The sequence below is a fragment of the Streptomyces sp. XM83C genome (assembly GCF_023072675.1).
GTDB classification, from domain to species: Bacteria; Actinomycetota; Actinomycetes; order Streptomycetales; family Streptomycetaceae; genus Streptomyces; species Streptomyces thermocoprophilus.
Window position 1 is genome coordinate 1 of record NZ_JALLGL010000181.1, and the last position, 13,247, is coordinate 13,247.

At 72.5% G+C, this 13,247-nt stretch carries 14 protein-coding genes and 1 pseudogene; 8 read left to right on the forward strand and 7 right to left on the reverse strand.

Translation table 11 applies throughout. The features are described from left to right. The first annotated feature begins 274 nt into the window (after positions 1–274). From MTQ10_RS19960 to MTQ10_RS19970, 3 genes are all read left to right on the forward strand, one after another. The gene (locus MTQ10_RS19960) at positions 275–874 is read left to right on the forward strand and encodes a histidine phosphatase family protein (protein WP_247469981.1); all 600 of its coding nucleotides are present in this window, start codon (positions 275–277) and stop codon (positions 872–874) included. A gap of 82 nt (positions 875–956) precedes the next feature. Continuing rightward, the gene (locus tag MTQ10_RS19965; RefSeq protein WP_247469983.1) at positions 957–1,586 is read left to right on the forward strand and encodes a hypothetical protein; all 630 of its coding nucleotides are present in this window, start codon (positions 957–959) and stop codon (positions 1,584–1,586) included. A 72-nt stretch (positions 1,587–1,658) separates the two neighbouring features. Then, positions 1,659–2,081 carry an acyl-CoA thioesterase gene (locus MTQ10_RS19970; RefSeq protein ID WP_247469992.1) on the forward strand — a complete coding sequence of 141 codons (423 nt, stop codon included), beginning with the start codon at positions 1,659–1,661 and terminating at the stop codon, positions 2,079–2,081. A gap of 176 nt (positions 2,082–2,257) precedes the next feature. Here the strand turns inward: MTQ10_RS19970 and MTQ10_RS19975 are convergent, their stop codons facing one another. From MTQ10_RS19975 to MTQ10_RS20005, 7 genes are all read right to left on the reverse strand, one after another. Beyond that, positions 2,258–3,625 carry a nucleobase:cation symporter-2 family protein gene (locus MTQ10_RS19975; protein WP_247470002.1) on the reverse strand — a complete coding sequence of 456 codons (1,368 nt, stop codon included), beginning with the start codon at positions 3,623–3,625 and terminating at the stop codon, positions 2,258–2,260. A 280-nt stretch (positions 3,626–3,905) separates the two neighbouring features. Beyond that, positions 3,906–5,291 carry an 8-oxoguanine deaminase gene (locus MTQ10_RS19980; RefSeq protein ID WP_247470004.1) on the reverse strand — a complete coding sequence of 462 codons (1,386 nt, stop codon included), beginning with the start codon at positions 5,289–5,291 and terminating at the stop codon, positions 3,906–3,908. A 184-nt stretch (positions 5,292–5,475) separates the two neighbouring features. Next, positions 5,476–6,411 carry a factor-independent urate hydroxylase gene (pucL, locus tag MTQ10_RS19985; RefSeq protein ID WP_247470007.1) on the reverse strand — a complete coding sequence of 312 codons (936 nt, stop codon included), beginning with the start codon at positions 6,409–6,411 and terminating at the stop codon, positions 5,476–5,478. Between the two features lie 7 nt (positions 6,412–6,418). Beyond that, the gene (gene uraH, locus MTQ10_RS19990) at positions 6,419–6,820 is read right to left on the reverse strand and encodes a hydroxyisourate hydrolase (protein WP_247470017.1); all 402 of its coding nucleotides are present in this window, start codon (positions 6,818–6,820) and stop codon (positions 6,419–6,421) included. Between the two features lie 7 nt (positions 6,821–6,827). After that, complete coding sequence (uraD, locus tag MTQ10_RS19995; protein WP_247470019.1) at positions 6,828–7,337, reverse strand: 2-oxo-4-hydroxy-4-carboxy-5-ureidoimidazoline decarboxylase; 510 nt, start codon at positions 7,335–7,337, stop codon at positions 6,828–6,830. A gap of 172 nt (positions 7,338–7,509) precedes the next feature. Next, the gene (locus tag MTQ10_RS20000) at positions 7,510–7,878 is read right to left on the reverse strand and encodes a helix-turn-helix domain-containing protein (RefSeq protein WP_247470021.1); all 369 of its coding nucleotides are present in this window, start codon (positions 7,876–7,878) and stop codon (positions 7,510–7,512) included. Continuing rightward, positions 7,875–8,123 (reverse strand): thiamine-binding protein, encoded by a 249-nt coding sequence (locus tag MTQ10_RS20005; RefSeq protein WP_247470023.1) that lies wholly within the window; start codon positions 8,121–8,123, stop codon positions 7,875–7,877. The genes MTQ10_RS20000 and MTQ10_RS20005 overlap by 4 nt, the downstream gene beginning before the upstream one ends. Before the next feature lie 136 nt (positions 8,124–8,259). Between MTQ10_RS20005 and MTQ10_RS20010 the strand changes: the two genes are divergently transcribed. The 5 genes and pseudogenes from MTQ10_RS20010 to MTQ10_RS20030 form a co-directional block, all read left to right on the forward strand. Next, positions 8,260–9,099: a TIM barrel protein gene (locus tag MTQ10_RS20010; RefSeq protein ID WP_247470032.1), complete on the forward strand. Its 840-nt coding sequence runs from the start codon at positions 8,260–8,262 to the stop codon at positions 9,097–9,099. 81 nt (positions 9,100–9,180) lie between these two features. Next, on the forward strand, positions 9,181–10,068 hold the full coding sequence (locus MTQ10_RS20015; protein WP_247470034.1) for a 2-hydroxy-3-oxopropionate reductase: 888 nt from the start codon (positions 9,181–9,183) through the stop codon (positions 10,066–10,068). 195 nt (positions 10,069–10,263) lie between these two features. After that, the gene (locus tag MTQ10_RS20020) at positions 10,264–11,727 is read left to right on the forward strand and encodes a catalase (protein ID WP_247470036.1); all 1,464 of its coding nucleotides are present in this window, start codon (positions 10,264–10,266) and stop codon (positions 11,725–11,727) included. Positions 11,728–12,171: 444 nt separating this feature from the next. Further along, the gene (locus MTQ10_RS20025) at positions 12,172–12,477 is read left to right on the forward strand and encodes a hypothetical protein (protein ID WP_247470038.1); all 306 of its coding nucleotides are present in this window, start codon (positions 12,172–12,174) and stop codon (positions 12,475–12,477) included. A 468-nt stretch (positions 12,478–12,945) separates the two neighbouring features. Further along, positions 12,946–13,247: pseudogene (locus tag MTQ10_RS20030) on the forward strand (TIGR04222 domain-containing membrane protein); the annotation flags it as partial.

A 13,247-nucleotide genomic window follows, 5' to 3' on the forward strand; every position in this document is an offset into this window, starting at 1 on the left:
GCAAGGGGGTGATCGGGCGGCCGGGGGCCGTGTTGCGGAGTCCGTGGGGAAGGCTCCTTCCGGGTCGGTCGGGACTGCCGTACCGCTCGTGCCGGGGGGCGCGGCGGGTGGGGTGGACGGGCTGACACCGTCGCCCGCCGCGGGGGTCGCGTGCCAGACACGGCTGTTCGTCACTTGCCGGGCACGGGCCGCTCTGCTACGGACGGCCCACCCGGCCCTGCGGCCCCCGCCGGGCTGTGCGAACGTGCAGGCAGACAGGCACGAGGGAGCGGGCGTGGGTGATCTGTTTCTGGTACGGCACGGCGAGACCGAGTGGTCCCGGTCGGGGCGGCACACCGGGCGGACGGACGTGCCGCTGACCGAGCACGGGCGGGAGGAGGCACGCCGGCTGGCGCCGCTGGTCCGCTCGCACCGGATCGGCGCCGCGTTCGTGAGCCCGATGCAGCGGGCGCGGGAGACGGCCGAGCTGATCGGGGTGCACGACGCGCGCGTGGACGCCGATCTCCTGGAGTGGGACTACGGCGGCTACGAGGGTGTGACCACGGTGGACATCCAGCGGGAGCGGCCCGGCTGGTTCCTGTTCACGGACGGGGTGGTGCCCGGCCCGCCGGAGCGTCCCGGCGAGACGGTGGAGCAGGTGGGGGCGCGGGCCGACCGGATGCTGGCGAAGGTGGACGCGGCGCTCGCCAACACGGAGGGCGTGGTGCTGCTCGTCGCCCACGGCCACTTCCTGCGTGTCCTCACCGCCCGCCGCCTGGGCCTCGCCCCGCAGCACGGGGCGCTGTTCCAGCTGGCCACCGGCGCGCTGTGCCGGCTGGGCACGGAGCACGGGCGGCCGGTGATCTCGGGGTGGAATGTCAGACCCCCGGCGTAGCCTGCGAAGCGGGTGCGGGGAAGGCCGCCGTGCCGCGGCCCGAGGCCCCGAGTTCCCTTCCCGGAAAGGAGCAGCGCACGCCATGACCCGCCCGCCCACCGCCGCGCTGCGGCGTGTCATCGATGCCGCCGACCCCGTCACCGGACGGCTGCGCGGGACACCGGCGCAGCTCGCGGCGCTCGTACGGCAGGGGCTGGCGTTCCGGCATCCGCGTCCGCCGCACGACCACTTCCTCACCCCGGCCGGGCACCGGATACGGGAGACACCGGCGTGCGTGCCGCCCGAGCCTGCGCCCGCCGCGCCGGACAGCGGGGTGTTCGCCGCGCGGACCGGCGACGAGGAGAAACCGCCGGACCGGGGGCCCGGCCGGGCGCGTGAGGTGCACAGTGCCTGGCAGGGGCTGCTGGAGCTGCGCCGCATGACGAACCCGGACGCGTCGACGGACCGGCCGTGCGGCTGGGAGCGGGCGCATCTGGTGCAGGCGGCGGCGCTGGCGTTGGAGGCGGCCGGGCAGCGCCCCGCCGGGGGCGGCGAGGAGGGGTACCGGGTGCGGGAGACACCGCAGCCGGAGGCCGTCGCCGTGTACGCGGGGACGGCGGATGATCTGCGAGCCTGCGCGTCGGCGCTGGAGCGGTCGGGATGGCAGGCCGGGGAGTACACCGAGCCGCGCACCCGCAGGCGCTATCTGCTCGCTTCACCGCGCCGCGTGTAGAGGATCACCCCGCGACGCGGGCGGGAGCATGCCAAGATCGACGGGCAGGTACACGAACCCGAGGGGGAAGTGATGAGCGAGCCGTTCTCCGTGCGGATCACCGTCCGCGGATACGAGACCGACACCCAGGGGCACTTGAACCAGGCCGTGTATCTGAACTACGCGGAGCACGCCCGCTGGTCCCTGCTCCAGGCGGCCGGCATCACCCAGAAGCAGCTGGTGTCCACGGGCGTGGGCCCGGTCGCCCTGGAGACCACCGTCCGCTACCGGCGTGAGCTGCTCGCCGGCGACGAGGTGGACGTGACCTGCGCGTTCCTGTGGGGCGAGGGCAAGACGTTCCGCATGGAGCAGCAGATCCGCAAGACGGACGGCACGCTCGCCGCCGAGATCACCGGCGTCGGCGGCCTGCTGGACCTGAAGACCCGCCGCCTGGTGGCCGACCCCCGGGCCCACTTCAAGCAACTCGCGGCGGACCCGGGCCTGTTCGGCCTGTAGGCGGCGGCCCCCGGACCCCTCCCCCGGTGTCGGACGGCCGGCTCACCCTGCACCCCGCCGTCGGCGGGGTCGGCCTCCGCGAGGAGATCCGGCCGGCGTGAGCCGACGGCGGGCCGGGGACCACGGCGGACATGCCGTCTGCTCCGGCCGGCCGTGCCGGGCCCGCGCCGTGGCGCTCAGTGCACGGCGGCGATCTCCTCCCCCGCCTCCATCGGGTGTGTGACGTCCTGCGCCTCACGCTGCCGGCCGAGGTGGTTGAAGACCAGGTTGAGCAGGACGGCGGTGACGCAGCCGGTGGAGATGCCGGAGTCGAGGACGATCCGCGCGGTCTCCGGGAAGGCGTGGTAGAACTCCGGCTCGGTGACCGGTATCAGCCCGGCCGCGAGGGACACGGCGACGATCAGGACGTTGTTGTCGCGGTCGAGTCCGGCCCGTACGAGGGTCTGGACGCCGCTCGCGGCGACCGAGCCGAACAGGACGACCCCGGCCCCGCCGAGGACCGGGCGGGGCACGACCGCGATCAGCGACGCGGCGACCGGACACAGGCCCATCAGGACGAGGAACGCGCCGCCCGTCGCGACGACGAAGCGGCTGCGGATACGGGTCATCGCGACCAGGCCGATGTTCTGCGCGAACGCGCTGCACATGAACCCGTTGAACAGCGGGCTGATCGCCGAGCCGAGGGTGTCGGCGCGCAGGCCCGCGGCGATGGTCTTCTCGTCGGCGGGTCGCTCCACGATCTCGCCGAGGGCGAGCATGTCGGCGGTGGACTCGGTCATCGACACGACCATCACCACGCACAGCGAGAGGATCGCGGCGAGCTGGAACCGAGGGGCGCCGAAGTGGAACGGGGTGGGGAAGCCGACCAGGCCGGCGTCGGCCACGGGAGCGAAGTCGGTGGCGCCGAACGGGATCGCGACGAGCGTGCCGACGACCAGGCCGAGAAGGACGGCGATCTGCTTGACGAAGCCGCGGGTGAAGCGGCGCAGCAGCAGCACGACGACGAGAGTGATGCCGGCGAGGCCGAGGTTGGTCGCCGATCCGTAGTCGTGGGCGGCCGGGTTCGGGCCCTGGGCCCAGCCGAACGCGACGGGCAGCAGGGACACACCGATCAGGGTGATGACGGTGCCGGTGACGACCGGCGGGAAGAAACGTATCGCTTTGCTGAAGAACGGCGCGGCGACGAAACCGAGCAGACCGGCGACGATCACCGCGCCGAAGATGACCGGCAGGGCGTCGGACTTGTCGTCGGTGGAGGCGACGATCGCGGTCATGGGGGCGACGCCCGCGAAGGTGACGCCGTTGACGAAGGGCAGCCGGGCGCCGATCTTCCAGATGCCGAGGGTCTGCAGGAAGGTGGCGAGGCCCGCGGTGAACAGGCAGGCGCCGGTGAGGAAGGTGAGGTCGGCGCCGGACAGGCCGATGGCCGCGCCGACGATCAGGGGTGGGGCGACGACTCCCGCGTACATGGCGGCCACATGCTGGAGGCCGGTGGTGGCCATCTTCAGCGCGGGGAGTTTCTCGTCTACGGGGTGGGCGGCCACGGCGGCTCCTCCGGTCGGTTAACACGTCGTCGGGGACGTGGGTTTCAGGGAGGTGGTGCTGGTGTGGTCGTGCGGGACCGTGACGGGGGTGGCGCGGTGAGCGAGAGGGGTGCGCGGGGTGCGGCCGGGTGACCGCGTCGGAGCGCGGCGGGTGCGGCCGGTGACCGTTCCGGGGCGCGGGCAGGTGCGCGCGCCCCGGAGACGGCTGCCGTGGATCCCGCTCGGATCCACGGTCCCCGGCCGGGAGCCGTCCCTCCCGGCCGGGAGCGGGTGCCGCCGGTCAGTCCCGGCCGGCGATTCGGGCGAGGCGGCGGGCCTCGTCGCGGGTGGCACGGGCGACGGCGTCCTCGTCGACGGTGAGCAGGCGGCCGTTCTCCACGATCTGCCGGCCGTTCACGAAGGACGCGGTGACGGGGGCGGCGGCGCCGAAGACGAGCGCGGTGACCGGGTCGGCGATGGAGGCGTGGGCGAGGGTGTCCATCTTCCACAGCACGACGTCGGCGAGCTTGCCCGGTTCCAGAGAGCCGATCTGGTCGGCGCGGCCGAGGACCTGCGCACCGCCGTACGTGCCGAGGCGCAGCGCCTGACGGGCGTTCAGGGCGGCCTCGCGGTGGGCGCCGAGCCGGTTGATGAGCAGGGCGTTGCGCAGTTCGGTGTGGAGTTCGCCGGACTCGTTGGACGCGGTGCCGTCGACGCCGAGGCCGACGGGGACACCGGCGGCGAGCATGTCGGGGACGCGGGCGATGCCGGCGGCGAGGCGGGCGTTGGAGGACGGGCAGTGGGCGACGCCGGTCCTGGTGCGGGCGAACGCGGCGATGTCGGAGTCGTTCATGTGGACGCAGTGCGCCATCCACACGTCCTCGCCGAGCCAGCCGGTGGACTCGAAGTAGTCGGTGGGGCCCATGCCGAACAGTTCGTGGCAGAACTTCTCCTCCTCCACGGTCTCCGAGCCGTGGGTGTGCAGCCGTACGCCGAGCCGGCGGGCCAGTTCGGCGCCCTGCTTGAGGAGTTCGGTGGAGACGGAGAACGGCGAGCAGGGGGCGACGGCGACCTGGGTCATCGCGTCGAAGGAGGCGTCGTGGTGCCGCTTCACGGTCTCCTCGGTGGCGGCGAGCGCGCCGTCGAGGGTCTCGACGGCGAAGTCCGGGGGCAGTCCGCCGTCCTTCTCGCTGCGGTCCATGGAGCCGCGGGCGAGGGTGAACCGTACGCCCGTCTCGGCGGCGGCGCGGATGATCGCGCCGGACAGGTCGCCGGAGCCGTGCGGGAAGACGTAGTGGTGGTCCATGGCGGTGGTGACGCCGCCGCGGGCCATCATGGCGAGGGAGCCCTGCGCGGCCGTGTGGCACATCTGCTCGTCGATACGCGCCCACGTCGGGTACAGCGCGACCAGCCAGTTGAACAGGTTGTGGTCGGTGGCGAGGCCGCGGGTGATCCACTGGTAGAAGTGGTGGTGGGTGTTGACCAGGCCGGGGGTGGCGAGGTGGCCGCTCGCGTCGATGCGGCGGGCCACGTCGTCGAGGCCGTCGGGGGCGGGGCCCGCGCCGACCGACTCGATCCTGTTGCCGGCCAGGACGATATGCCCGGAGGCGTACTCGGTGTCGCCCGCGTCCACGGTCGCGATCGCACAGTTCTCGATGACGATGCGCGGGGCTGCCGAAGGTGCCATGGTGCGTCCTTGTCTTTCGGTGGCGGAGCCGCGGACACGGGACCAGGCGTCGTGTCCGCGGGAGGGCACGGCAGGACCCTAGGAGGATTTGAGTGCCGGAGCCTGGCGGCGGCTCCGGGTGCCGAGAGGTCGAGGGCGGCGCGCCCCCGGCCCGTGCGGCCGGACCGGGGGCGCGCGCCCCGGGTCAGAGGTTGGTCATGTCGACCGGGATGAGCTGTTCGGCGCCGTCGCGCAGGATGGTCGCCTCGATGAGGCCGTAGGGCCGGTCGGCGGCGTAGTACACGGCGCCGTCCTTGGCCTCGTTCTCGATGCCGAACGGCGACAGGTCCGAGCGGAAGTGGTGCTTGTTCGGCATGGAGAAGCGGATCTCGTCGACCTCGTCGCGCGAGTTCAGCACTCGTACGCCCATCTCGAAGAGGGTCTGCTGGAGGGAGTACGAGTAGGTCTCGGCGAAGGCCTGGAGGGCGTGCTTGCGGACGCCGGCGTAGGAGCGGTCCCAGTCGGGGGCGTGGGAGTCGATGCCGTCCCAGTTGTGCCGCCACCAGGTGGAGACGGTGGTGGCGAGGATACGGTCGTAGTCCTCCTGGAGGGTGGTGTACTTGTCCTTCAGGAAGCCCCAGAACTCGGAGTTGGTGGTGTTCAGGACGGTGAGGTCCTTGAACCCGGACAGCACCTGGATGCCGTGGCCGTCGTAGGTGATCTGCGCGAGGCGGGTCTCCTGGCCCTTGCGGACGAAGGAGTGGGCTATCTCGTCGGCGCCGACGAAGCGGGCGCCGCCCTTGGAGGTCTCGATCCGCTCCCAGCTGTACTCCTCGATGCGGATCCGGGCCCGGTGGATGGGCGCGGTGTCGTCGACGAAGTGGCGGGCGAGCTTGATGCCGAAGTCCTCGGCGCTGTCGATGCCGTGCTCCTTGGCGAAGGCGAACACGGTGTTCTTGGTGGTGTCGGTGGGCAGGACGTTCGCGTTGGAGCCGCTGCGGTGGACCTCCTCCATGTCGCCGGAGAGGGCGACGGAGACGTTCAGGTCCTTGATGTGGTGGGTGTCGCCGTCGCGCGTGACTTTCACGACGCGGTTCTCGGCCTTGCCGTACTGGTTCTGTCCCAGGACGAAGCGGGTCATGTGTCGGTCAGCTCCCTCGGTAAACGGAGTAGCCGAACGGGTTGAGCAGCAGCGGAACGTGGTAGTGCTCGCCCGGCACCACCGCGAAGGCGATGGTGACCTCGGGGAAGAACACGGGCCGGCCGTTCTCGCTGTCCCGATGCGCGGGGGCGTCCTGCTGGGCCGCGGCTTGTGTGGTGGTGAAGTACGACTCGGTGTCGAAGTCGAGCCGTACATGGGTGGTTCCCTCCGGCAGGGCCGGGAGGTCCTTGCACCGCCCGTCCGCGTCGGTGGCCGAGCCGCCGAGTTCCTTCCAGTCCGCGTGGCGCCCGCTGCGGGCGGACAGGCGGACGGGGACGGCCTCGGCGGGCCGGCCGCGGGAGGTGTCCAGGATGTGCGTGGACACCGAGGCGGTGGTGCTGGTGCTCATGGCGTGGTCAGTCCTCTTCGACGAGTCGTGCCAGTCGGATGCGGTTGATCCTGCCCAGCTCGGTGCGGACGATCTCCCGCTCCTGCTCCGGCGAGTTCCCGATCCGTTCCTTGACCGCGTCGCGCATCTGCTCTCCGGTCCGGCCGGTCGCGCAGATGAGGAAGACGTGGCCGAACTTCTCCTGGTAGGCCAGGTTGAGTTCGAGCATCTCCGCCTTCAGCTGCTCGGAGGCGCCCGCCATGCCGCTCTGTTCCCGTGCGGAGGTGGGGTCCCCCGGCTCGGGGCGGCCGATCGGCGGGTGCCCGGCCATGGCTTCGGTGAGGTCCTCGGCGGTCAGCTCGGCCATGGCGGCGTCGCTGGCGGTGTAGAGGTCCTCGGGGGTGGCGTAGGGGCGGGCGGCGAGCAGCCGCCGTACCCACGCGGTGGAGGTGCACGCCTCGTGGAGCGCGGCGCGGGCCGCGTCCTCGTCGAGGGCGTTGAAGCGGGCCAGGCCCGGCGGCGTGGAAGTCGACGTCACGGGTGCCTCCGTGGCCTTGTGCTGAACGGGCTGCCGTTAGCTAACGCCCTCCGAAACACCACGTCAACAGTTTGTTGAAAATTCGGGGTAACAAAAAGCCGCCGCCCGGCGGGGGCGGCGGCGGTCGTCCGCGGACCGGCGGCGACGGCCCTGACCTGGCAGGACGGGCCTGTCAGGCGCCCTTCTCGCGGTTCAGGTAGTTGTAGACGGTGAAGCGGCTGACGCCCAGCGCGCTCGCCACGGTCTCCACTCCGTGGCGGACGGAGAAGGCGCCGCGGGCCTCCAGGATGCGCACGACCTCCTGCTTGGCCTTGCGGTCCAGATCGGCGAGCGGCCGGCCCTTGCGGCGTTCCATCGCGGCGAGGATGTGGTCGAGGGAGTCGGCGAGCTGCGGCAGCCGTACGGCCACGGCGGCGCTGCCCTGCCAGGACAGCACCACGTCCTCGGGGGCGGCCTCGTCGGGCGGCAGCATCTCGCCGCCGATCGCGTCGACGAGCGGCTTGACGGCCGCGATGAACGTCTCGTCCCCGGCGTCGCTCACTCGCCCTCCCGGATCACGTTGACCTGGAGGGAGACACGCGTCGCGCCGGCTTCGAGGCTCTGCCGGAGCAGGGCGTCCACGGCGTCGAGCACGGCGTCGGCGCGGCCCTCGGCGGTGTTGCCGAAGGGGCCCACGTCCACCGACTCCAGGTCGGCCGTCTCGATGACCCGCCGGGCCACCAGCGCATGCTCGGGCGCCTCGTCCAGGTCGAAGGGCTCGGTCGTGAACTCCACTCTCAATCGCACGCGCACAACCTAGCGTGCGGGGCCGCGGCCCGCCGACCCCTCTTGACAAGCCCCGACCCCCACCGGCAGTCTTCCAATACGCAGAAACTAACTTCCGTCATACGGAAACTCGACACGGAAGGGAGCGCGGCACCCGATGGGACTCGCAGACCAGCGCTTCAACGTCAACCTGTCGATCCTCTTCACGGAACTCCCGCTCCTGGAGCGCCCCGCGGCCGCCGCCGCGGCCGGCTTCACCGCGGTCGAGCTGTGGTGGCCCTGGATCGACACCCCCACCCCCGAGCGGTCCGAACTCGACGCCCTGAAGCAGGCGATCGAAGATGCGGGCGTACGGCTCACGGGGCTGAACTTCTACGCCGGACAGCTGCCCGGACCGGACCGAGGCGCCCTGTCGGTGCCCGGTGAGGAGTCGGAGAGGTTCCGCGCCAACATCGACGTGGCCGCCGACTTCGCCGCCTCGCTCGGCTGCACCGCGCTCAACGCGCTGTACGGCAACCGTGTCGAGGGCGTCGACCCGGCCGAGCAGGACGCGCTCGCGCTGGAGAACCTGGTCCTCGCGGCGCGCGCCGCCGACCGGATCGGCGCGATCCTGCTGATCGAGGCGCTGAACAAGCCCGAGTCTCCGCTGTACCCGCTGGTGAGCGCACCGGCCGCGGTCGGCGTCGTGGACCAGGTCAACGCGGCGACCGGCCTCGGCAACGCCAAGTTCCTGATGGACCTGTACCACCTGTCCATGAACGGCGAGGACCTGCCGGCCGTGATCGACGCGTACGCCGCGAAGACCGGCCACGTCCAGATCGCCGACAACCCGGGCCGCGGCGCGCCGGGCACCGGCTCCCTTCCCCTGGAGGACCTCCTCGACCGGCTCCGCAAGGCCGGCTACGACGGCTGGGTGGGCCTGGAGTACAAGCCCGGCGACCGCCCGAGCGCCGACGCCTTCGACTGGCTGCCCGCCGGGCTGCGCGCGGCCCGCTGACCACCGCGCGGCCCGTGGAGCCCGGTCCGCCGGGGCGCCGCGCGGCCCGCTGACACCCCCGCACCTCAGAAAGGCCCCTTCATGTCTCTTCCCAAGATCGCCTGGATCGGCCTCGGCATCATGGGCTCCCCCATGTCCGAGAACCTCCTCAAGGCGGGCTACCGGGTCACCGGCTACACCCTGGAGAAGGAGAAGCTGGACCGGCTGGCCGCCGCCGGCGGCATCGCGGCCGGTTCGATCGCCGAGGCCGTCCGGGACGCGGACGTGGTGATCACCATGGTGCCCGCCTCCCCGCAGGTCGAGGCCGTCGCGTACGGCCCCGACGGCATCCTGGAGAACGCCCGCCCCGGCACCCTGCTGATCGACATGTCCTCGATCACCCCGCAGACCTCCGTCGACCTGGCGAAGGCCGCGAAGGACAAGGGCATCCGCGTGCTGGACGCCCCCGTCTCCGGCGGCGAGGCCGGCGCGATCGAGGCCGTGCTGTCGATCATGGTCGGCGGTGAACAGGCCGACTTCGACGAGGCCGAGCCGATCTTCGAGGCGCTGGGCAAGACCATCGTGCTGTGCGGTCCGCACGGCTCCGGCCAGACCGTGAAGGCCGCCAACCAGCTGATCGTCGCCGTCAACATCCAGGCGTGCGCGGAGGCCGTGGTCTTCCTGGAGAAGTCCGGCGTGGACCTCAAGGCCGCGCTCGACGTCCTCAACGGCGGCCTGGCCGGCTCGACCGTGCTGACCCGCAAGAAGGACAACTTCCTCACCCGGAACTTCAAGCCGGGCTTCCGTATCGACCTGCACCACAAGGACATGGGCATCGTCACCGACGCCGCCCGCAACGTCGGCGCGGCCCTGCCCGTCGGCGCGGTGGTGGCGCAGCTCGTGGCCTCGCTGCGCGCCCAGGGCGACGGCGGCCTGGACCACTCGGCCCTGCTGCGGGCCGTGGAGCGCCTGTCCGGCGCCCAGGTCTGACCGTCACTCCCGCCCCGACGGGGCGGGCAACTGAAGCTTCCGTGCCGTGGTGCCGCTGACACCTGTCCCGTCGCGCCCGCGCGGCGCCGCGGCACGGAAACCACTTCAACAAACTGTTGACGCCCGGTTTCACCCCCTCCTAGGCTCCACGAAGCGGAAACAGTTTTCCGCTGACACTCGTACGGAAGGTCCCCGATGTCGCAGCGCGTGCTCACGACCGAGTCCGGCGCCCCCGTCGCCGACAACCAGAACTCCGCCTCCGCCGGCGTCGGCGGGCCGCTCCTGATCCAGGACCAGCAGCTGATCGAGAAGCTGGCCCGCTTCAACCGGGAGCGCATCCCGGAGCGTGTGGTGCACGCCCGCGGCTCCGGCGCCTACGGCCGTTTCGAGGTGACCGACGACGTCACCGCGTACACCTCCGCCCACTTCCTCGGCGAGCGGGGCCGGCGCACCGAGGTGTTCGTGCGCTTCTCCACCGTGGCCGACTCCCTCGGCGGCGCGGACGCGGTCCGCGACCCGCGCGGCTTCGCGGTCAAGTTCTACACCGAGGAGGGCAATTACGACCTCGTCGGCAACAACACGCCGGTGTTCTTCATCAAGGACCCGATCAAATTCCCCGACTTCATCCACTCGCAGAAGCGCGACCCGTTCACGGGCCGTCAGGAGCCGGACAACGTGTGGGACTTCTGGGCCCACTCCCCCGAGGCCACGCATCAGGTGACGTGGCTGATGGGCGACCGCGGCATCCCCGCCTCGTACCGGCACATGAACGGCTACGGCTCGCACACCTACCAGTGGACGAACGCCAAGGGCGAGGCCTTCTTCGTCAAGTACCACTTCAAGACGGACCAGGGCATCCGCTGCCTGACCTCCGAGCAGGCCGCGGAGATCGCCGGCAAGGACCCCGCCTCCCACCAGACGGACCTGTTGCAGGCCATCGAGCGGGGCGTGCACCCGTCGTGGACGCTGTACGTGCAGATCATGCCGGCGGCCGAGGCGGCGGACTACCGCTTCAACCCGTTCGACCTGACCAAGGTGTGGCCGCACTCCGACTACCCGCTGAAGCGGGTCGGCCGGCTGGTGCTCGACCGCAACCCGGACAACGTCTTCGCCGAGGTCGAACAGGCCGCGTTCTCCCCGAACAACTTCGTCCCCGGCATCGGGCCGTCGCCGGACAAGATGCTCCAGGGCCGTCTGTTCGCCTACGCCGACGCCCACCGCTACCGTCTCGGCGTCAACCACACCCTGCTGCCGGTCAACGCGCCCAGGGCGGTGCCGGGCGGGGCGCGGAACTACGGCCGGGACGGCTTCATGGCGCTCAACGCGCAGGGCCGGCACGCCAAGAACTACGAGCCGAACTCCTACGACGGCCCCGTCGAGACCGGCCGCCCGCTGTCCGCCCCGCTGCCGGTGTCCGGCTGGACGGGCACCCACCCGGCGGCGCAGCACACCAAGGACGACGACTTCGTCCAGGCCGGCGCCCTGTACCGGCTGATGGGCGAGGACGAGCGGGCCCGGCTGGTCGCCAACATCGCGGGCAGCCTGGCGCAGGTCTCCCGCAACGACGTCATCGAGAAGAACCTCGCCCATTTCCACGCCGCCGACCCCGAGTACGGGCGGCGCGTGGAGGAGGCGGTGCGCGCGCTGCGCGACGAGTGAGACTCCCGGGCCGTGTCCCGGCCGGCACCGAGCGACCCGGATGAGGGGTGGTCGCCGATGCCGGGGACGCGGCCCGGGTGAGGACCGCGGCGGCCCGCGAGCCAGTGCGGTGGTGAAGGACTCCGGTTCCCCTTCTCGACCAGAGGGAAGGCGTCCCGGGCTCCGTCGCGTCCGCCGCGGTCCCGAACACGACCCCGGCCTCTGCAACGCCCCCAGACCCCGTCCGGCGGCGCGAACGACCTGTCGCGCCCAGCCTCGCGCCGTCGGACGGCCACCACACCTTCACCGGCCGGAAGCGCCGGGTACGGACGGTCCCGTACCCGGCGCTCTGGCGTTTCCGGGGGCGGGCCATGCCGCCCGGCCCCTGCGGATGCGCGGACCCGGGCCCGGCTGCCCCGCCGCCCTGCGGGTGCGGAGCCGCGCCGGGCGCCGCAGCCTGAAGGCATGGCACAACCGACGCAGCACCCGCATGTCGTGGTGCATCCCCCGGCGCTGGACGGCTCGCGACGCGTCACCGCGGGCGAGGAGACGCTGGGCATCGCCACCCACGCGGACGACGTGAGCGAGATCCTGCGCCTGGCCGACCTGTACGTCACCGATGTGGCCGCGAGCGACCTCGTCGAGTGGCAGGGCGGCGGGCCGGACGACTGGCCGGGGCTCTCCGAGCACCACGAGCATCCCGAGCCGCACGGGCCGGGGCGGCACGGGGTGCGGGGGTCGCAGCCCGGCGGCGTACAGAAGGAGGCGTAGCCGCGGTCACGGCATCCTCGGATCCACCCCTGAACCCGGGCCCAGGGAGGCTTCGACCGCCCCCGGGCCCGGGCACACCCCCGGCAGACGGACGGACGGGGGTGCCGGCATGAGGGACGCATACGCCGATACGGCGGCCGTCAAGCCGTGCGTCCTGGCCCTGCTGCGGGCCGGTGAGCGGGGCGCGGTGACGGCGGCGCTGGTGGCGCTGCATCTGCGGGGCGCGGTCGGGGCGGGCCGGCCGGGGACGGTACGGCGCGCTCCGGGCGGCGGGCCGGAGGGCTTCCGGCACCCGCCGGAGAAGGCGGTGCGCTCGGCGCTCTGCCGTCCGGCGGGGCCGCGTGAGCTGCCGGCCCGGGCGGTGGTGGCCCGTGCGCCGGCCCTGCTGCGGGCGGTGGCCGTGGCGGGCGGGCTGCTGCGGTCCGTGCCGTCGCGTCGTACGCGTTCCGGGCGGCGTCTGCTGTCGGCGTGGCGGTCCGCCCGGCCGCTGCCCCGCGGCCGGAGGGGCTCGGCGAGGACGAGATCGTGCTCGCTGTCGCGCTGCACGGAGCGCCGGCGCTGGTGGCTCTGGTGCCGCGTTTCGCGCCGGACGCGGGGCTGCCGGGGCGGGGCCTGCTCGCCGACGCCGGAAGGTTCCCGTCCGGCGACACCGACGATCCCGTCCGCCTCGCGGGTTCCGACCTGTCCGCCGACGCGTGGGCCGACGACAGGGGGCCGCACGACCGCGCGTCGGGCTGGGCTCACGGTCACGGGGCGGGCGGTGGGTGCGG